The sequence below is a fragment of the Hymenobacter wooponensis genome (genome assembly GCF_004745865.1).
Taxonomy (GTDB): domain Bacteria; phylum Bacteroidota; class Bacteroidia; order Cytophagales; family Hymenobacteraceae; genus Hymenobacter; species Hymenobacter wooponensis.
Map to the genome: position 1 here is coordinate 489,579 of NZ_SRKZ01000004.1, position 19,247 is coordinate 508,825.

Here is a 19,247-nt window from a genome sequence, read left to right on the forward strand (position 1 = left end):
ACCCATCCTCTCTCCTATGGCAACTCAAAAGCTGCGCGGCAACGACCTGCGCAAAATTGGCTACCCTGAAGGCCGGGCCATTACCCTGGCGCTGGATATTCTGGAAGACCGCCAACTCAAGAAACTTGACAAAGGCAGCGCCTTGGCTACGCTGCAAAAGATAAAAGAAGACCCCTACGCTTATCTGCGCGACTCGCTGTGGCGAGAGTTGGCCAAAGAATTCGTGCCCGACCCCAAGCGCGATGTCACCCTCAGCCCGGAAATCAAAGATTACCGCCGTTACGGCGAAGCCTTTATCGAAGACGGCGCCCGTAAGCAGATGGACACCGCCATGCAGCTCCCTGTAACGCTGGATGGCGCCCTCATGCCTGATGCCCACCAGGGCTACGGCCTTCCCATTGGGGGCGTGCTGGCTGTGGATAATGCCGTGATTCCGTACGGCGTGGGCATGGACATTGGGTGCCGCATGGCGTTATCAGTGTTTGACCTGCCCCCGCACTACCTGGAGCAACGCACTCAGGAGCTGAAGAAACTGCTGCACAACCATACCCGCTTCGGCAATAAAGAGGTGTTTAAAAACCCCGCCGATGACCCCGTACTTGACCGCCCGGAATTCCGAGAAATACCCGTGGTGAAAGGCAAGCGCGAGGCAGCCATTAATCAATTGGGCTCCTCAGGCTCTGGTAACCACTTCGTTGAATGGGGTATTGTGGACATTACTTCCGAAGATAACGACCTGGACCTGCCTCTAGGCCAGTACTTAGGCCTACTTTCTCACTCTGGCTCACGTGGGTTGGGAGCGGCTATTGCCCAGCACTACACCAAAATTGCCATGAGCAAGTGCCCGCTACCACCGGAAGCGCGCTACCTAGCTTGGCTTGACCTTGACTCGCAGGAGGGTCAGGAGTACTGGCGGGCTATGAACCTGGCGGGTGATTACGCCTCCGCGTGCCACCGCGATATTCACCGCCGCCTGAGCTTAGCCCTGGGCGTGAAACCCTCCGCTAAGGTGGAAAACCACCACAACTTCGCTTGGAAAGAGACCTTAGCCGACGGCCGCGAGGCTATAGTGCACCGCAAGGGAGCCACTCCGGCGGGTAAGGGCGTGCTGGGTGTTATTCCTGGCTCCATGACGGCACCCGGCTTCATTGTGCGGGGCCGAGGCGAGCGGGATTCTATTCAGTCTGCCTCTCACGGAGCGGGCCGCAAAATGTCGCGCACTCAGGCAAAGCAGAACCTCTCGGAAGGAGAGGTACGTCGTCACCTCCGCGACCAGGGCATTGAGCTAATTGGCGGTGGCCTAGACGAAGCTCCCATGGCTTACAAAGACATCCACCAGGTAATGGCCCACCAGCGCGACCTAGTAGATGTGCTAGGGTCTTTCGCGCCCCGCATTGTGCGTATGGATGCCGGCGGCGGCGGCAAGAGTCGTTATGGCGGCGAATAACTATTTCATCAGAAAGCGAAGAAGCCATGAGTAAGTCACTCATGGCTTCTTCGCTTTCTGATGAAATCAAATTATTACAATATCATAGCTCCATTTCTCTTCTGACGTCAACTATGACTATTTGGCCAAGAAAATGAATATATCTGCCTGTAAAGCCTAGTAAGAGCGACCAAACAACCGCCTTAATTTTAGAGATTTACACGATTACACTACCAAAATCAGGTGTAATACTGAGTTAAGACTGAACAATACCATTACAACTGTTCCTGTATCCATTACATTTAGATGCCGATAATTTGATGAGAGCATTACGCCTGCTTACTCGTTTATTTTCTATTTCATCTTTACCGATTTCGCGAAACATCTGGGCAATATGTAGCCTATTGCTTGTTGCACCATTACTGTCGACAGCTCAAACTAGCTACACCTGGCGCGGCAGCGTTTCTAGCAGTTGGTCGGCTGCAGCAAACTGGGAGCCGAGCCGCTCTATGCCAGCAACCAACGACATTCTGGTATTTGATGGCACGATAACTCCAACTGCTACCGTAGAGCTAGACTATATCACCACACAAACCGTGGGTCAGTTACGATTTATTAACGCCATCCGAGCAACGCTAGCCACAAATGCTGACCGGGAGCTAGCCATCAGCGGCAACACCAACGCCATTGGAGTTTCTACTGAGTCTGGAACTACACTGGCCCTCGTGGGTTCTCACCTTAGCGGTAGCGGCGACCTGATTATTCGTTTAGCTACTGGAGTTCCGGCCCGGTTTGCGGGGCGCCTGGAGCTGCGCGGTTCTGCTACCACTAGTAGTGCACATCAAATCATTTCCACTACCCCAGGTGCCATTGAATTTCTGAATGGCAGCTACGTGCTGCCTGGGAGCCGATTTACGGGCTTTTTATTCAATTCTGCTCTGGCCAATAAGAACAGCGTGATTTTTCGCAACGGCTCTACGTATGAACAAGCAACGGGCTCTACTCCCATTGGCAACAACACTACCTTTCAAGTAACCAACTTCGAGCCCAATAGTCTCTTTCTCTACACTGCCTCTACTAATACCATTGCCCTGTCGGGGCGCACGTATGGCAAGCTGGAAATTAATACCAACCGCACTCTGACGCTTAGCACATACGCTACCAATCCTTGCCTGATTCAATCGGACTTAGTTATAACGGCTGGCCAGGTTACGGTCAATACCAGCAGCGTTGAGCTTCGAGGAAACTTACTTATCAATGGAGGTGGCCTAGCCTTCAACCAGGATGCCAATAATAACCCGCTCTCGCTGAAACTTAGTGGCACGGCTGCGCAACGAATTGGCGGTACAACCACCAGCACCCTCACTTTCCCGTCAAACACTACCTTAGCTATTGATAACGCTGCCGGGGTAACCCTGGAACGGTCAGTAACGGCCAATGGCCCCGTAACATTAACCCAAGGTAATATCACAACCAGCAACACCAACCGCCTGACGCTTGGCCCAACGGCCACCATAACCGGCTCAGCCAGCGGGTTTGTGCAAGGGCCACTGGTACGCCAGTCTACTGCAACAGGTGCGCTATTCTTTCCGGTTGGTAAGGGTACTGCTTACCGTCCCCTTACGCTCAACATCACTACTGCACCGGTAGTAATTACTTCCTACACGGCTGAGCAACGGGAAGGGCGCCCTACCGACCAAAATATGCTTGACGATGTGCGGCGGGTTTCCTCTATCCGCTATTATTCCCTCACGGCCAGCCCAGCACCAGCAGCTGGCACGTTTGCGGGGAGTATCACGCTCAGCTTTGGGGCTAATGACTATGTAGGCGACCCTGGTCTAGCAACCTTTGTAGTAGGGCAAAGCAACGGCGCTGGCTGGAGTAATGTGGGGCACTCTGCTAATTCTTCTTCAACGCTTACTTCCAGTTCCTTCACTAGTTTTGGCGACTTCGTGCTGGCCAGCACTGATCAGAACCAAAACCCATTGCCAGTTTCACTTATTAGCTTTACCGGTAAATCTCAACCCGATGGTGTGTCCCTGCGCTGGGCAACTGCCACTGAAAAGCAAAACGCGTTTTTTGAGGTTGAGCGGCAAGTAGCGGGGCAGCCTTTCCGGATATTGACCCGCGTTGCCGGCAGAGGCAACAGTAACACACTTACTAGTTACAGTTACTTGGATAGCACGCCTTTGCCTGGCATTGCTTACTACCGCCTCCGCCAAGTAGATGCAGATGGAGCTAGTACGTACTCGAGCATATTGGCAGTACTGGTTGCCGATCAGCCATTGCAGCTTACCATTTATCCCAACCCCACATCACACGAATTACGACTCACGGGGCTTGGCGCAGATGGGCAATACCGCGTTTTTAATGAGCAAGGCACGGTACAACTCATCGGTCAGCTTTCAGTTGGCGCTATGAGCATTAATGTTTCCAGCCTGCACCCTGGCCTATACCGGCTGGAGGTTCTGCAGGGCCGGCGACGGACGCTGCGCAACTTCGTACGTAGCTGCGAGTAGAGTCTGATTTTGCTCTATCCGTTTGTCTTATATCAGTTGAGGCTGGCTCAGTAAAAGTACTGCCCCACTGGCGCTTGGCCAGTGGGGCAGTAACGTTCATGCGCGGCCAAGCAGGCTTACAGGTTTTTCAGCCAGGTTTGACGCAGGGCTAGTTGAGCCGGCGTAGCAGCTGGGTCTTGTGTGAAAACATAGCGTTTGATTTCCTCCGTGCTGCCTAGTTTCACTTGCAAGGTTTGCTCCTGACCATTGCGGCTAACGATAAATGGCACAATGGTGCCAGGAGCACGGCTCGGGATCTGACGCAGCACAGTACCAATATTGGTGCGGGCCCCATCAATAGCTACTAGCTGGTCGCCTACCTGAATACCCGCAGCTTGCAGTGGTCCGCCTACTTTAGTGAAGTACACGCTGGTCTCGCGAGCTTCTAGGCCTATTGAGCCAAGGGTGGTGATTTGCTTACCCGTGGGCACTGCCTTCTGATAACGCACACCAATTTTCGAGTAGTACTCTTGCAGCGGCAGCGGCTCAGCATTCTTGATGTAACGCTGGAAAAAGTCACCGATTTCGGGGTAGGTCATCTTGGTGAAGTCCTCGAAGAAGTTCTTCTCGCTAATGGGCTTGCTTGGGCCGTACTTCTTAGCTAGCTCCAACAGCACATCGCGTAGGCCACGCTTGCCACCGCTTAGCTCCAGCAAGCGTAAATCAAGCAGACCAGCTGTGAGGGCTCCGCGCTGGTAGATGTTTCCGTACTGACGCTGCCCTTCGTCGCTGAAGGAATTGAGGCCTAAGCGGCTGAGGCTATAGGTGGTATCGGCACGAGTGCGGTCGTAAGTAACCTTATCGTGCAGCATGCTCAGGTAGTCATTCAAGGGTACTAGGCCACCGCGCAACTGCATCATATGCGAGGCCCACTCGGTGGTACCTTCGTAAAGCCACAGGTGCTCCGAGCCGGTTGGCTGCACAAAGTTGAAGTGCTCAATAATCTCGGAGTGAATGTTGAGCGGCGTCATCACGTGGAAAAACTCGTGCGCTGCAATATCTACTACCCCCTGCGCAGTTTCAGGCGTGAGAGACATTTCTGGCAGCACGTACTCGGAGCTATACGAGTGCTCCCAGGCACCGGCCGACTTATCAGCGAAGTGGTACAGGAAGGCGTAACGCTTTACCGGCAGCTGACCGCCAAAGAACGACTGCGCAGCGTTCAACATCTTCTGCATGTAGCCCAGCAGTGGCTCGGCCTGCACTTTATCCGTGGCAGAGTAGCAGTACAAGGCTACATCTGCATCACCCAGCTTGATTTGGGCTTCGGTGAGGCGCCCCAGCAGAATAGGAGAATCAACGGCGTGGTCGTAATCCTGGAGATGATAGTAGCCTTGCGCATCGGGCACCAGCACTGAGCCGGCCTTCCAATCGGTGGGGTATTGCAGCTTGATGCGCAGGGGCTTGTCCTGCATTCCCTGCGGATAGCCAAACAGGGTTTGTCCGTTCAGCAACGCATGATCGGTTTCCAGGGAGGAACCACACATCCGATAAATGTTGTGCTCCTTCACGGGCGTATCCCAGGTTTCCGCAATGGTGTACCGAATCTCGCTGGTCTTGTCGGGCTGCGCTAGCTTCCACTGGTTGGTGGAAAGCTGCTTTACCTCTAGCGGCTTGCCCTTGCTGTCGAAAGCCTGAAAGTTGCTCACGTAGCGCCCCATATCCATTACCTGATACGTACCGGGCGCAGTAGCCGCAAATTGGTAGATGGCCTGATCCTTTTTGAGCTTGGGTAGCTCTAACTTCACCTGGAAAGCATTGCTGTTGGCAGCGGGGTCCATGGTTACCGTGTAGGTTAGCTCACGAGGAGCTTTGGCCAACACCGGCGCGGCAGAAGCCAGCAGGGCTGCCAGCGCAGCCGAGCGGAAGAGTGAGTTCATTCGGGGAAATACTGAAAGATGGAATGGGCTACTGACGCGCAAACACACGGCCGGTTGCGCCCACCCACGAAACTACTGGTTCCAACCAAAATCTCCTCCAAAGTGGCCTAGTACTCGTACTTAAGATATGCGCTTAGCCATAAGCTCAACCATAACTCCCCTACCATATTGCAGTACACAAGCTATGTCCCGCACCAATACTGGTGCATCACCTCCAACCGCTCTTACTCATGACACAGCCAGCCCCCGATACCAACCCTACCCAACTCTTGCGATATCTGCTGCAAGTTGATGCCCTCACAGATGCCGACAGCATTGGCCGGGCGCGGGAGGCGCTTACTGGCCTAGGCCTATTAGTAGATAGAATTGAGGCCGGTGAGGCGGAAGTAGCCGTAGCCTCCGTCACTAATCCGGGGCCCGAGGGTATTAGAGCCGCACTTGAGTCCGCTGGCTTTTCAGTCCAAAACATTACAGCGGAGAGTAGCTAAAAACAGTTTTTCATTCATTGCTAGGCCACTGCTGCCTGGTTTCAGCAAACGCAAAAGGCCGCTCCAGACTGGAGCGGCCTTTTGTATATACAATGGCATCAACTTACTTATTCTCCTCGCTAGGCTTGCCCTGCTGATGCATGTTAGCCGCTACTAAGTCATCGGGAATGATGTTGCTGACCGCTACTTGCACCTTATTTTTCAAGCCAGACACTACCTTATCCTTATTAGCCATTAAGGCGTCATAACCATCTTGCGCGACTTTTGCAGGGTCGGCTTTGCTACCTTCCTTCACCAGCTTCGATTCCGTCATATCGGCCTTGTTGAAGAAGTCGGTGTCGGTTACGCCGGGCAGCAGCGCTGTAATGCTAATGCCCTTATCCTTGGTCTCTTCCCGGATAGCTTCAGTGAACGATGTCACAAAGGCTTTCGTGCCGTGATATACTGCCTGCAATGGCCCGGGTAGCTCACCACCTATCGAGGAAACGTTAAGAATCTTACCATCTCCTCGCCCCACCATTTCTTTGAGGAAGCACTTGGTAAGCGTAACGTAGGCTCCAATATTCAGCTGAATGATGTCCAGTTCACGGTTGATGTCGGTTTCAGTAAACTCGCCGTATTGCCCTTGCCCGGCATCATTTACCAAAACATCAACCTGAAGTCCTTGGGCCTTCACCGCATCATAGACTTCAAACGGAGCTTCCCGCTTAAACAGATCTTTGGCAACAGTGACTACCTCAATACCATGTTGCTGTTTGAACTCGGAAGCCTTCTGGTCTAGCTCCTCCTGATTACGAGCTACCAAAACCAAGTTGTACTGATCCTGTGCGAAAAGCTTGGCAAGTTCGTAGCCTATTCCGCTAGTAGCACCTGTTATTAATGCGTATTTCTGTTTGTTTGTCATAGCACGAGCACGTAAAAGATTGATCTTCAGCATAACCTACGGTGCCAAGATTCCTTCGGCCGTACATTTCTTTTGCTATTTATCAGATTCTAATTCATAGCTCAACTACTAGCTGAGCCGTTATACCTCAATACCATTTGCCTGAACTACGTAAATTTCTCCTACAAAAATCAGGGTTTGCCTCAGCGTAAATCCGTAGAAATCGATAAGCCGTACCACCTCAAAAGGAGGTAAATAGACAAGATTTACAGACCGTCTGAATCTTGCTCTGAACCCCTTTCCTTATGTTGATGCCAACGCTTCCGGATACCTCAGCTTTGCACCTGCAAAAACTACCTCTCGGCCGCCAGCTTGACTTCTCAATTCCTGATGGCCGCTTTGCGTACATATACCGCCGTACTGAAAATGAGCCATGGCGCTGTGTTGCTCGAAATGCCTGTACCCCTTTCCTAGACTCGGCTCCTATCTACCAAGAGACCAAGCCAGAGTATGTAGTATGCTTCTGTGACAGCGCGGGCATTATTATGGCCGCAACGCCCATAGTACAGGCCTAGCACTCATTAATAGCATAAAAGCACAAGCCCCGTAACGAAGCCGCGTCTATTCACGCGGCTTCGTTACGGGGCTTGTGCTAGGTTTACTTAGTCTATTGGTGCATCAGCTTGGTCATTACCCGAGTTGCACCTTGCTGCACAGTCAGGCTATAGACCCCTAGCGGCAGCTGCGTAACTTCAGGCAGGGTAATGGTAGAGGCACCTTTGGTTACTTCTACTGAGCGCGTGAGCACAGTCCGCCCCATTGCATCAGTGCAGGTGATGAAGGCTTTCCCTCCTTGAGGGCTCTGAATCTGCATGCTCAGCTCGCCTACGAAGGGGTTCGGCCATGCCTGCATTTCTAGATTGGCAACGTTAGCAATGGTAACTGCTTTAACAGCAGAGTACGTTATTTTACCAGATATATCAACCTGCTTAAGACGATAGTACACCATCGCGCCCGAATACTTAGCCAGAGCGTCCTGCCAGGCGTAAGTGCTCGTTTGGGTAGTAGTGCCGTTGCCTTTGACAGTGGCGATGCGGTTGAAAACACGACCATCACTGCTAGACTCTACTTCGAAACGGTCGTTCTGCAATTCCGAAGCAGTTAGCCAGCGCAACACCGCATTGCCGGCCTGACGCTCGGCAGTAAAGGAAACCAGCTCAACGGGTAAAGGAGCTGGCTTGCTTTCCGATTCGCTGGCCCCCAGGTTACCTAGTATACCCGGAGCAGGCGTTGCCGAGCCAAAGAAGTCGCGCGAACCTGGTGTCAAGCTAAATTCTGTGGCTAAGTTCAAGCCAGAGCCAATTGCGGCAGAGGTAGGCTGCAGCTTATATGCGTCCCAAGAAGTCAGCAAACGACGGTTGCCGCTTGAAATATTCATATCTCCTCCCTGACCAGCTCGCACAAATGCGGGGTCTAAGCTTACTCCAACCATTCTGGTACCAACCATCTCTTGGTTAGTAGCGGTACGCCAGTCGTTGAGAGTGCTAAAAGATGTGCCTCCCCATTTAATACCTAGCGGTTTACCCGTACCCCAGTAGCAGTTGCTTTGAAACGTGATTCCCTCAGTAGCTAGTGCTTTTACCTGTGGCACGCCAGCCGTAGTCTGGAATATATTGTTCCGCACCGTGATCTGGCTAACCCCGTTGCTCGACAAATAGAACGCGTTAGCCTCTGAGCCATCTGCTGCGGGCGTCAGGTAAATCGTATTGTTATGGATAGCCGCCGTTTGAATGCCTCCATTATCTCCCGAAGACCATAACATGATGGCACCTTGTCCGAAACGACGAGCATCGTTTTCGCTAATGTTATAGCGAATAGTCAGGTCGTGCATAGCTGGTGCGCCACTATACTGGGCCAGCAAATAGCCTGGTCCATCATTGTCATGTGAGTAATTATACTGCATGACAGAATTAGTGCAGCCACCATCCAAGTCAAACCCGCCACCATCGTGGGCTAAACCAGAACGGTTATGGTGCGACTCACACTCCTGTATAACCAACTTATTGCAAATATACCCCCAGATACCGACGGGCCCTCCGTTTGGATTATTGTTCAGCCAGCCATTATTGTATGTCTCACAGTGCTCAATTAGAGCGCCGTCAATACTTGAGAGCACGATACCACTACCCGTGTTAGTAGTAGTAATTTCTGACCGACCAGAATTGTTATAGGCCTTGCAATCCGCAACATACCAGTCTTTATGGCAAAGAGCAGGAGCTTTACCATAAGAGGAGATACCGGCCTCGCCATTGTCGTGAGCTTGGCAGTTCGTAATACGTACATTGTCATAGCCACTAGTTGTGCTTGAGCTGCCAATAGCAATACCCGTCTTTATATAGCCACTTACATCAAGGCTATCTAAAACAAGGTGAGACAACCGTTTATTGGTAAGGTCAGCAGTGACAGAGAAGATAACGCCGGAGTTATTAGTCGTCGTACGGCCTGAGCCCGCAAACTTTAGGCGATGCAGTTCAATACCACCAGCATTGGGGCAGTAAAATGCATAATTGTTTCCGCTTGCAATTGTGGCCATACCTTGGCCATAAGAGCCTATTTTAATAGGATCGGCAGCGGTGCCTACGCTTGTAAAATATAAGGAGCCTGTAAAGGTCTTTCCTGCTTCAAAAAGAACCCGGTCGCCGGGGTTGAAGCTAGCCTTATTTACCTGTGCGATACTATTCCACGCAGTTGCGACTGAAGTACCATCATTTGTGTCTTTACCTGTTGAGCTGATATAGTACGTTGTAGCTAAAGCAGACGAACTATTCGTTAGCAAAGAGACAAAGAGAACTGATAAGAGTACAAGTTTAAAGCGCATTGACAAGGGCTTTGGTATGACAATGCAATACTATGCAAATAGGATAATTATAAAAATATAAATGTTTTTCAAAGATTTATAACGCTTTTCAGGGGCTATTTAGGCATCAAAGTGCAAAATGCAATTCATTGCCTCACAATACAATATACAGTAGCATTCTTTCATCAGGTTAGTTTGGTTATATTCTAGAATATTAATCTAATCTACATTTGAAATGTAATTTTTCCTACAATTAGAATAGGTTGTAATTTTATATAACTATTGACTCTGTATAAAATCCCATACTTATGCATAGCAGCAGAACAGTATCCAACCTACCCATTCAAACAACCCATTACTGGCTTGCTCACACTTTTCTCAAACAATTCCGTGTGAGTGGCTCCTTAGTTACTTCACTAGAGTAACTATGCGATAAAAGTGTAAGACACCCAATTAAGGTTGAACTTAACTGAATAATGAGCGACAGTTTGCACTTGTCCAACGCCCCATCTCAGCTGTAAATTAGGGCGTGCTAAATTTCATCTTGTGAAACCCTTACATAAAATATGAGTATTTATTACGAGACAAAAAGGAGATTAATACGGTAGCTTTCAGGATGCTAGTTGCAGAGTTTAGATACTAAAACTCACTTGCGCCCACAGGCAGCCTTGGCCTAACTTCTTTCCATTGTGAGCAAGTCTTGTACTCTGCGCGTTTATGCTGAAGCTGATGGGCCCATAGTGGCTCTCATCTTGGTTGCGCACTCACGTAATGGCACCGACTTGTCTGAAATTGAGCTCCCATATTTGCTATGGCAGTCAATGGGAACCCGGGCAGCAGCTACTATGATAGCGCGCTTTTATAGATGGAATCATCCGGAGGTAGTAGAGCAGCTTGGGAGGGTAGCCGTTCAGCGTAGCATTACTTCACTGCTGCATGTACACCAGCGTGAATACCGGAGTAAACTTCTATAGATATACGCCGCAACGCACCGCATTATAAGGTGTTGCTCCTGTAAATAGGCACTCCTGTACACTGCCTCACATGACGTGCTAATGCAAACTGGCCTAGCACACAATCTGCTCAAGCCCTCTTGGTATTTACCACACAAAATCAGCAGTATACACTTATAAAACCCGTATAAATTCGGGAGCATTATTTCATGGAGTATCGTTTAACCGACCGTCAGAACCTAATAAAGTGGCCTGACGTACGTTCTAACCTGCTTACCCTTTGAAAACAATGCTTACCCTCGCCCCCACCGCCACCCTCCACCTTCATTTAGTTCCTGCTGGTCGTCGCCTCGATTTCCCAACACCGGCTGGCCAATTTGCTTATGTATATCGCCGTGGCCGCAACCAGTCTTGGCAGTGCGTGGCCCGCAATGCCTGCAGTCCTTACCTCGACCGCACTTCAAACTTGTCGGCTACCACTCATGAGTACATGGTGCAATACCTGGATACTAATGGCGAGGTTATCCAAAAGACATCCATCGTTCGGGCCGCCCCGGCAGGGCTACCCGTTAGCCCCAGTTGGATTAGCCTCCGCTAGGCCACCACTGCGCACCTAGTTTATATTTGCCCTTTCACTAGAAACTCTCATTTCAGAAAGGCAACTAGTACAGGGGCATTTCTTTGAAGCGCTGTGCCCTTAGACAGCCTGTAGCCCAGTACCTGACAGGTGACATCAAATAGTAAGGCAGCTTATCTAAACCTTAATGGGGTATTTCAGCTTCCTACTTAACGCCTGCTGAACTTAGGCGTTGATTTTTTCTGCATGCCTGAGTACGATATTCTACTAGTTGGTGCCGGTGCTGCTGGCTTATTAGCCGCCCGCACCCTCGCTCAAGCGGGTCGACGTGTTGCTATACTTGAAGCCCGCAACCGCCCTGGCGGCCGCATCCACACCTTTACTGACCACGGCTTTACTGGCCCTACTGAAGGTGGAGCCGAGTTTTTACATGGCGATGTAGCTCGCTCTCAAGCTCTTCTTCTAGAAGCTGGCATCATCACTCACGATACCGGTGGCAGCAACTTTGAGGCGGCTGAAGGCAAAGCTCAAGAGGCGGAAGGGTTCTTTATCGAAGACATGCCCTTGCTGCTTCAGAAGCTGCATAGTCTGGAGCATGATGTGCCCCTGGCCGAATTTTTGGCGCAACAATTTCCTGATGAGCAGTATCGAGAATTGCGCGATACTGTTACGCGCTTTGCGGAAGGCTACGATGCCGCTGATGCCCGCCGGGCTAGTTCCTTTGCGTTGCGCGAAGAATGGTCGGGCAACGGAGCCGAAGACTCGCCTAGGCCAGAGGGCGGGTACGGGCGGTTGATTGACTGGCTGGTGCAAGAAGTTCAAGCGGCCGGCGGCGTGCTGCATCTCTCTACTATAGTAGAGGAAGTGCGCTGGCAAGCGGGGCAGGTGGAAATAAAATGCCAAGGAGGCCCTACCTTCCTAGCTGCCCAGGCACTACTCACTCTACCGCTAGGTGTATTGCAGGCAGAGGAAGGCACAGCTGGTTACGTGCGCTTTACGCCAGAACTGCCCGCTTACCGAGCTGCCGCTATGGCATTGGGTGTTGGGCCCGTGATTAAGTTCCTGCTGGAATTTCAGGAGCCCTTTTGGCAAGCCCCTTCCGCCGAGGTAGGTCAGCCCATGCCCGAAATGGGCTTTCTTTTCTCGGATGCTGCTGTGCCTACTTGGTGGAGCCAATTTCCTGACACCCGCCCCCTACTCACTGGCTGGGTTGCCGGTCCGGCCGCTGCTGCCCTGCGGGAAACCTCCGAAGCCGACCTACTTACGCTCGCCCTCGATACGCTAGCTTATCTGTTTGGCTCTACCACCAGTTTCCTGCGCCAGCAGCTTCGCGCCCACCGCGTAGTTAACTGGGGTGCTGATCCGTTTGCGCGAGGGGCTTATGCCTACGCAACAGTAGGATCGGCGGCGGCCTACCAAGTTCTTAACCAGCCCATCGAAGACACGCTCTTTTTTGCGGGTGAAGGTCTCTACGAAGGAGCGCACACTGGAACCGTTGAAGCTGCTTTAGTGAGCGGTGAAACAGCTGCCAAGAGAATTCTAGGCCAGTAGTTCAGCGTAGAAATTAGCTATACTTGGCATGCCTTTTCGCCTGCTGGTCATCTCCCCACCTGAGCCGCTGGAAGCAGAGCTCCCCTTCCTCCTGCAACTGTTCGAGGCAGGCCTACAAACTTACCACGTTCGCAAACCGGGTTGGTCGGAGCAGGAGCTGGCTGAGTACGTGCAGCAAATCCCGGCTATCTACCACAACCGGCTAGTAGTGCATGCCCACTACACGCTGGCACTTCGGTTCCTGCTCAAAGGCATTCACCTGACTGAGCACAGCCGACGTGCTGCCAGTACAACCGCCCTCCTACGCCAACTGCCGGGCCGGAGCATTTCTGCCTCCCTCCACAGTCTCGAAGATCTGGCACGTCACCGTCGGCCTTATCACTACGTCTTCCTCAGCCCTATATTTCCGAGCACCAGCAAGCCGGGTTATCAAGCCGACTTTAAGCCTGAAGCGCTGGAACATACGCTAGGCCACCTGCGCATGCGCCGGGGCTACAGTCCGCAGGTGGTAGCGCTGGGTGGTATCACGCCGGCTACGTTGCCTTGGGTGCAGCAGGTTGGTTTTGCGGGGGCGGCCGTGTTGGGCGGCATTTGGCAGCAGCCTAATCCGGTGATGGCATTTCGGGAGTTGCAGGCGGCTGTACTGCACCACTAGGCCACTGGCGTGGCCAGCGCTTGGTCCCAATCTTTCCAGACGGGCTCGTAGCCTTGCCGCCGGATCATGGCGGCAATTTCCGCGGGGCTGCGCTCATCACTGATTTCAAACTGCTCCAGTGACTCTGGCTCTACCACGTAGCCGCCGGGGTTGGTTTTAGAGCCTGCGCTGATGGACGTGATGCCGAGCTTAATGATATGGTCGCGAAAGGTGGGCGTTTCGCGGGTCGAAATCGAGAGTTCTACTTCTTCGTTCAGCAGCCGATACGCGCAGATCAACTGTACCAACTCCCGATCCGACATTTCTACCTTGGGCTGCAACAGCCCCTCCGCTGGCCGTAGCCGCGGGAAGGATAGGCTATAGCGGGTTTGCCAGTAGGTGCGCTCCAGGTAGGCCAGATGCAGAGCTGTGAAAAAGCTGTCGGTGCGCCAGTCTTCTAGGCCAAACAGCACGCCTAACCCCATCTTATGAATGCCCGCCTGGCCGAGCCGGTCGGGCGTATCGAGGCGGTAGTAGAAGTTCGATTTCTTACCCTTCGGGTGGTGCTTCTTATAGTCCTCCTGATGGTAGGTTTCCTGGTACACTAGCACCGTGTGCAGACCATCGGGAATGAGTCGCTCATAGTCCTCGCGGTCAAGGGGCTGCACTTCCATGGAGATGTGTGCGAAGTGGGGCCGCAACGTCTGGATGGCTTTCTGCAAGTACTCTACCCCTACGGTTTGGTTGGCCTCGCCGGTTACCAGCAGCACGTGCTCGTAGCCCCACTCCTTCAGCACGGTTGCCTCCTGCAGCATTTCCACGCTGCTGAGCGTGCGCCGCCGGATTTTATTATCGAGACTGAAGCCGCAGTAGGTGCAAATATTCTGGCACTCATTGCTCAGGTAGAGCGGTACGTAGAGTTGCACCGTATTCCCGAAGCGCTTGCGCGTAAGCTGCTGGCTCAACCGAGCCATCTGCTCCAGATACGGGGCCGCGGCTGGCGAAATCAGGGCCTTGAAATCTTCCAGCGTGCGTTTCGGCGCCGCCAACGCCCGCTCTACATCGGCGGCGGTTTTGGCGTAGATGCTGGCCTTGACGTCGTCCCAGCGGTGAGCATCGAAGATGGGGCGGAAAGACATGGTTTGGTTGTTAATTATTGATTTTCGGTTGTCATTGGTAGGCGTTGGCATGCACTGACGCCTACCAGTGGCAACTAATCCAGGAAAGACGTAAGAGGCGAGCTGGCTTCGGCGTGTGCCTGGGGGGCAGCTAGGCGGGCTTCGTAGGCCAGGCGGCCGGCTTCCACAGCTAGGCGGAAGGCTTGCGCCATCTGCACGGGTTGTCCGGCCACGGCAATGGCCGTATTTACCAGCACGGCATCGGCCCCCAGCTCTATGGCGGCTGCGGCGTGCGAGGGCGCGCCAATGCCGGCATCAACCACCACTGGCACCCGGCTCTGATCAATGATGATTTCCAGGAACTCCCGAGTTAACAGGCCCTTATTGGAGCCGATGGGCGAGCCGAGCGGCATTACGGCCGCCACCCCCACCTCCTCCAGCCGCTTGCACAGCACCGGATCGGCGTGAATATAGGGCAGCACCACGAAGCCCAGCTTCACCAGCTCCTCGGCTGCTTTCAGGGTTTCTACTGGGTCGGGCAACAGGTACTTGGGGTCGGGATGAATTTCAAGCTTAAGCCAGTTGGTTTCCAAAGCTTCACGAGCCAACTGAGCGGCAAACACTGCTTCCTTGGCCGTGCGCACGCCAGAGGTATTCGGCAGCAGCTGAAACTGTGGGTGGCTGAGGTGGCCTAGCAGGTCGTCCTGGGCATCGGTTACGTCAACCCGCTTTAGGGCCACTGTTACCAGCTCTGAGCCGGACGCCAGCAAGGCTTCCTCCATGAGCTGCGCCGAGCTGAACTTGCCGGTGCCGGTAAACAGGCGCGACGAGAACGTGCGCCCGGAAATTACGAGGGGTTGAGTGGTCATGAGGAGGTAGGAAGTAGCGTGGGCAAGCGCTCCAGAAAAGCCAGAGCCGTAGTGGCGGGGTCGGGGGAGGCTGAAATGGCTCCCGATACCGCCACGCCGTGCAGACCCGTAGCCACCAGCGGGGACACATCTGCCAGCGTTATGCCGCCAATACCAACGATGGGCGTCGTGATTCCCGCGGCCCGGCACTGACCTAGCAGAAGCTCGTAACCCGTAAGGCCCAGAATTGGGCTTAGCTTCTCCTTGGTAGCAGTGAAGCGAAATGGCCCTAGCCCTATGTAGTCTACACCGGCTGCCTCTAGCCGCTCAACGTCAGCAAACGTGTTGGCTGTGCCACCAATAATAAAATCGGGCCCGAGAATGGCGCGGGCTTCCGTCGGCGCCATATCTTCTTTGCCGAGGTGCACCCCATCGGCCCCAATTTCTACAGCTAGCTGCGGATTGTCGTTGATGATGAGGGTTGCGCCGTAGCGCTGGCACACCTGCTGAGTGGCCAGCGCCCGTTGCTTCCACTCGGCATACGCCAAGTTTTTTACACGCAACTGCACCCACCTCACGCCCCCCGCGCAAGCCTGTTCGGCCTGCTCCGCCGAAGCGGTAATAAACTGTAGGTTATTGATCTGTTTCATCCAAGGAACTCAAAAATGATAGCCAAGTAGGCCAGGGTTGCTGGCCAAAACCCGGGTGGTGTACTCCTTCCCCAGCCGACAGGCGGCTGGCAGCGGCTGCCCTTTCGCCAGCTCCGCCGTAATGGCCGCCGATAACACGCAGCCGCTCCCGTGCTTCTCCCCATTCGGTAGGCGCGGAGCCGGGAAGGAGTGCTGCTGCCCATCTAGGAATAAAACGTCTGTGGACTGTGCCCCCTCCTGGTGCCCGCCTTTTAGCAGCACCGGACAAAATGCACTGACCGCCGCCGCTGCTTCCTCAGCGGAAGTGCTAGGCCACAGGCGCAGCATTTCGGGCCGGTTAGGCGTGAGCAAGGCTAGGCCAGTGCACACCTTGCGCACGAGTTCCTGCGGCGGCCCGGCATGAAAATCGAAGCCGGCGCTGGCTTGCAGCACCGGGTCCCAAACCACCTGCACCCGTGGGTTTTGCTCCCGCAGCCAGCTCAGGAGTTGTGGCAGTTGGGCCAGGCTTTCTATCAGGCCAATTTTAACATACCCGATAGCAAACCGAGCAAACAGCAGTTGGGCCTGCGCGCGCACTTCTGTAGGCGCCACCCAACTCACGCCTTCAAACTGCACATCGTTCTGTACCGTCAGGGCCGTGCACACGCCTAGGCCATAGACGCCAAGTGCCTCCATGGTTTTGCTATCGGCCAGCAAGCCGGCCCCACCGCTGGGGTCAAAACCGGCTATACTCAGGGCATAAGGGCGAGGCTGCTGGGGCATTTGAAGTAAGAAGTTAGACTGTCATGCTGAACGGAGTTGAAGCATCTCCCGCTTCGTTGAATCACTTCTAGGCCAGTTGAATAGCCAGAGGTAGAGATGCTTCGACAAGCTCAGCAGGACGGTCTTTTGAATACCATCTACAGGTATATCTCGCTGCCTTTCTCCACGAACTCACGGGCTTTCTCGGCTAGGCCATGCGTCAGTGCCTCATCGGGCTGAACCTCCTGCTTGGCGGCAAAGTCGCGGACTTCCTGCGTGATTTTCATGGAGCAGAAATGCGGGCCGCACATGGAGCAGAAGTGGGCCACTTTGGCACCCTCGGCGGGCAGGGTTTCGTCGTGGTACTCGCGGGCCGTGTCGGGGTCGAGGGAGAGGTTAAACTGGTCTTCCCACCGGAACTCGAAGCGGGCTTTGCTCAGGGCGTTGTCGCGGTACTGGGCTCCTGGGTGGCCTTTGGCCAGGTCGGCGGCGTGGGCGGCAATTTTGTAGGCGATGACGCCGTCCTTCACGTCCTGCTTGTTGGGGAGGCCTAGGTGCTCTTTCGGCGTCACGTAGCAGAGCATGGCCGTGCCGAACCAGCCAATCATGGCCGCTCCAATGGCCGAAGTGATGTGGTCGTAGCCGGGAGCAATGTCGGTGGTCAGCGGGCCCAGCGTGTAGAAGGGAGCTTCGTGGCACTCCTTCAGCTGCTTTTCCATATTCTGCTTGATCAGGTGCATGGGCACGTGGCCGGGGCCCTCAATCATTACCTGCACATCGTGGGCCCAGGCAATTTTGGTGAGCTCACCCAACGTTTCCAGCTCCGCGAACTGGGCTTCGTCGTTGGCGTCGGCAATAGAGCCGGGGCGTAGGCCATCCCCCAGGGAAAATGCCACGTCGTAGGCCTTCATAATCTGGCAGATTTCCTCGAAGTGGGTGTAGAGGAAGTTCTCTTTATGATGCGCCAAGCACCATTTGGCCATAATTGAGCCACCCCGCGACACTATACCCGTCACACGCTTGGCTGTGAGCGGAATGTAGGGCAGCCGCACGCCAGCATGAATCGTGAAGTAATCCACGCCCTGCTCGGCCTGCTCAATGAGCGTGTCGCGGAACAGCTCCCAGGTTAGGTCCTCGGCCTTGCCGTTCACCTTCTCAAGGGCCTGGTAAATAGGCACCGTGCCCACTGGCACCGGACAGTTGCGGATAATCCATTCCCGCGTCTCGTGAATGTTCTTGCCCGTGCTCAGGTCCATGAGCGTATCGCCACCCCAGCGGCAGCTCCATACGGCCTTATCTACCTCTTCTTCAATGCTCGACGTCACGGCCGAGTTGCCAATGTTGGTATTGATCTTCACCAGGAAGTTGCGCCCGATAATCATGGGCTCGCTCTCCGGGTGGTTGATGTTGGAAGGAATAACGGCCCGACCGGCCGCTACTTCGGCGCGCACGAACTCCGGCGTAATGTGGCCCTGCGGCGTGTTGGCCCCAAAGCTGTGCCCCTGGTGCTGTACTTTGAGCACATCATCGGCCGCCAGGGCATCAATCCGCTGGTTTTCCCGGATAGCAATGTACTCCATCTCGGGCGTGATAATCCCCTGTTTGGCATAATGCAGCTGGCTTACATTCAGGCCCTCCTTGGCCCGGAAAGGCCGCCGGATGTGCTCAAAGCGCAGGTGATCCAGCGAGGCATCGGCGGCCCGCTGCTGCCCGTATTCTGAGGAAGTGCCGGGCAGCTCTTCTACGTCTCCGCGCTCCAGAATCCACTCCTCGCGTAGGCGCGGCAGGCCTTTCTTCAGGTCAATTTCAATGTTGGGGTCGGTGTAGGGTCCGCTGGTATCGTACACCGTTACGGGTGGGTTCTGCTCGGTGGGGTTCGTGAAGTCGAACTTGCGTTGGGTATCACTGAGGGTGATTTCGCGCATGGCCACCTGAATGTTGTGCAGCTGGCCAGGCACATAAATCTTGCGCGAGCCCGTCAGGGGCGCACGTTCCACCAGCGTTTGCTGGGGGGCATGGTCTTTTTTCATCAGAAGAAATGTGGGATGAGTGTGACAGCAGGAACTAGGCCTGTCCTTCCAGG

At 53.9% G+C, this 19,247-nt stretch carries 14 protein-coding genes; 6 read left to right on the forward strand and 8 right to left on the reverse strand.

What is annotated here, in order from left to right; all coding sequences use genetic code 11:
• The first annotated feature begins 16 nt into the window (after positions 1–16).
• Entirely contained in the window at positions 17–1,447 is a 1,431-nt protein-coding gene (locus EU557_RS15715; RefSeq protein WP_135531410.1) for an RtcB family protein, read from the forward strand.
• Positions 1,448–1,935: 488 nt separating this feature from the next.
• Positions 1,936–3,945, forward strand: coding sequence for a T9SS type A sorting domain-containing protein (locus tag EU557_RS15720; RefSeq protein WP_135531411.1), 2,010 nt, complete (start codon positions 1,936–1,938; stop codon positions 3,943–3,945).
• A gap of 116 nt (positions 3,946–4,061) precedes the next feature.
• On the opposite strand, the gene EU557_RS15725 is transcribed toward EU557_RS15720, so the two are convergent.
• Positions 4,062–5,864 (reverse strand): M61 family metallopeptidase, encoded by a 1,803-nt coding sequence (locus EU557_RS15725; RefSeq protein ID WP_135531412.1) that lies wholly within the window; start codon positions 5,862–5,864, stop codon positions 4,062–4,064.
• A 230-nt stretch (positions 5,865–6,094) separates the two neighbouring features.
• On the opposite strand from EU557_RS15725, the gene EU557_RS15730 reads away from it, so the two are divergent.
• Complete coding sequence (locus tag EU557_RS15730; RefSeq protein WP_135531413.1) at positions 6,095–6,352, forward strand: hypothetical protein; 258 nt, start codon at positions 6,095–6,097, stop codon at positions 6,350–6,352.
• Between the two features lie 103 nt (positions 6,353–6,455).
• Here EU557_RS15730 and EU557_RS15735 read toward each other — a convergent pair whose 3' ends face one another.
• Together EU557_RS15735 and EU557_RS15740 are read right to left on the reverse strand one after the other, a co-directional pair.
• On the reverse strand, positions 6,456–7,256 hold the full coding sequence (locus EU557_RS15735) for an SDR family NAD(P)-dependent oxidoreductase (protein ID WP_135531414.1): 801 nt from the start codon (positions 7,254–7,256) through the stop codon (positions 6,456–6,458).
• Between the two features lie 646 nt (positions 7,257–7,902).
• Positions 7,903–10,113 carry a right-handed parallel beta-helix repeat-containing protein gene (locus tag EU557_RS15740; RefSeq protein WP_135531415.1) on the reverse strand — a complete coding sequence of 737 codons (2,211 nt, stop codon included), beginning with the start codon at positions 10,111–10,113 and terminating at the stop codon, positions 7,903–7,905.
• A gap of 1,212 nt (positions 10,114–11,325) precedes the next feature.
• On the opposite strand from EU557_RS15740, the gene EU557_RS15745 reads away from it, so the two are divergent.
• The 3 genes from EU557_RS15745 to EU557_RS15755 all read left to right on the forward strand — a co-directional run bounded on the left by EU557_RS15745 (position 11,326) and on the right by EU557_RS15755 (position 13,828).
• Entirely contained in the window at positions 11,326–11,643 is a 318-nt protein-coding gene (locus tag EU557_RS15745; protein ID WP_135531416.1) for a hypothetical protein, read from the forward strand.
• Positions 11,644–11,868: 225 nt separating this feature from the next.
• Positions 11,869–13,173, forward strand: a complete 1,305-nt coding sequence (locus EU557_RS15750) for a flavin monoamine oxidase family protein (protein ID WP_135531417.1) — start codon at positions 11,869–11,871, stop codon at positions 13,171–13,173.
• Between the two features lie 28 nt (positions 13,174–13,201).
• The gene (locus EU557_RS15755; RefSeq protein WP_135531418.1) at positions 13,202–13,828 is read left to right on the forward strand and encodes a thiamine phosphate synthase; all 627 of its coding nucleotides are present in this window, start codon (positions 13,202–13,204) and stop codon (positions 13,826–13,828) included.
• Here the strand turns inward: EU557_RS15755 and thiH are convergent.
• The 5 genes from thiH to thiC form a co-directional block, all read right to left on the reverse strand.
• Entirely contained in the window at positions 13,825–14,946 is a 1,122-nt protein-coding gene (gene thiH, locus EU557_RS15760; protein ID WP_135531419.1) for a 2-iminoacetate synthase ThiH, read from the reverse strand. The two genes, EU557_RS15755 and thiH, sit on opposite strands and share 4 nt — an antisense overlap.
• A 74-nt stretch (positions 14,947–15,020) precedes the next feature.
• A complete protein-coding gene (locus EU557_RS15765; RefSeq protein ID WP_135531420.1) occupies positions 15,021–15,794 on the reverse strand; it encodes a thiazole synthase in 774 nt (257 codons plus the stop codon).
• Entirely contained in the window at positions 15,791–16,423 is a 633-nt protein-coding gene (locus EU557_RS15770; protein ID WP_135531421.1) for a thiamine phosphate synthase, read from the reverse strand. Before EU557_RS15770 ends, EU557_RS15765 begins: the two co-directional genes overlap by 4 nt.
• Before the next feature lie 9 nt (positions 16,424–16,432).
• Positions 16,433–17,185: a hydroxymethylpyrimidine/phosphomethylpyrimidine kinase gene (locus EU557_RS15775; protein ID WP_135531422.1), complete on the reverse strand. Its 753-nt coding sequence runs from the start codon at positions 17,183–17,185 to the stop codon at positions 16,433–16,435.
• Positions 17,186–17,322: 137 nt separating this feature from the next.
• Positions 17,323–19,194, reverse strand: coding sequence for a phosphomethylpyrimidine synthase ThiC (gene thiC / locus EU557_RS15780; RefSeq protein WP_135531423.1), 1,872 nt, complete (start codon positions 19,192–19,194; stop codon positions 17,323–17,325).
• Between the last annotated feature and the right edge of the window lie 53 nt (positions 19,195–19,247).

Coding starts and splice junctions, on each gene's coding strand:
- EU557_RS15775 (WP_135531422.1), bottom strand. CDS start 17,185: ATGCCCCAGCAGCCTCGCCCTTATGCCCTGAGTATAGCCGGTTTTGAC.
- thiC (WP_135531423.1), bottom strand. CDS start 19,194: ATGAAAAAAGACCATGCCCCCCAGCAAACGCTGGTGGAACGTGCGCCC.
- EU557_RS15735 (WP_135531414.1), bottom strand. CDS start 7,256: ATGACAAACAAACAGAAATACGCATTAATAACAGGTGCTACTAGCGGA.
- EU557_RS15725 (WP_135531412.1), bottom strand. CDS start 5,864: ATGAACTCACTCTTCCGCTCGGCTGCGCTGGCAGCCCTGCTGGCTTCT.
- EU557_RS15750 (WP_135531417.1), top strand. CDS start 11,869: ATGCCTGAGTACGATATTCTACTAGTTGGTGCCGGTGCTGCTGGCTTA.
- EU557_RS15730 (WP_135531413.1), top strand. CDS start 6,095: ATGACACAGCCAGCCCCCGATACCAACCCTACCCAACTCTTGCGATAT.
- EU557_RS15770 (WP_135531421.1), bottom strand. CDS start 16,423: ATGAAACAGATCAATAACCTACAGTTTATTACCGCTTCGGCGGAGCAG.
- EU557_RS15720 (WP_135531411.1), top strand. CDS start 1,936: ATGCCAGCAACCAACGACATTCTGGTATTTGATGGCACGATAACTCCA.
- EU557_RS15715 (WP_135531410.1), top strand. CDS start 17: ATGGCAACTCAAAAGCTGCGCGGCAACGACCTGCGCAAAATTGGCTAC.
- EU557_RS15765 (WP_135531420.1), bottom strand. CDS start 15,794: ATGACCACTCAACCCCTCGTAATTTCCGGGCGCACGTTCTCGTCGCGC.
- thiH (WP_135531419.1), bottom strand. CDS start 14,946: ATGTCTTTCCGCCCCATCTTCGATGCTCACCGCTGGGACGACGTCAAG.
- EU557_RS15755 (WP_135531418.1), top strand. CDS start 13,202: ATGCCTTTTCGCCTGCTGGTCATCTCCCCACCTGAGCCGCTGGAAGCA.
- EU557_RS15740 (WP_135531415.1), bottom strand. CDS start 10,113: ATGCGCTTTAAACTTGTACTCTTATCAGTTCTCTTTGTCTCTTTGCTA.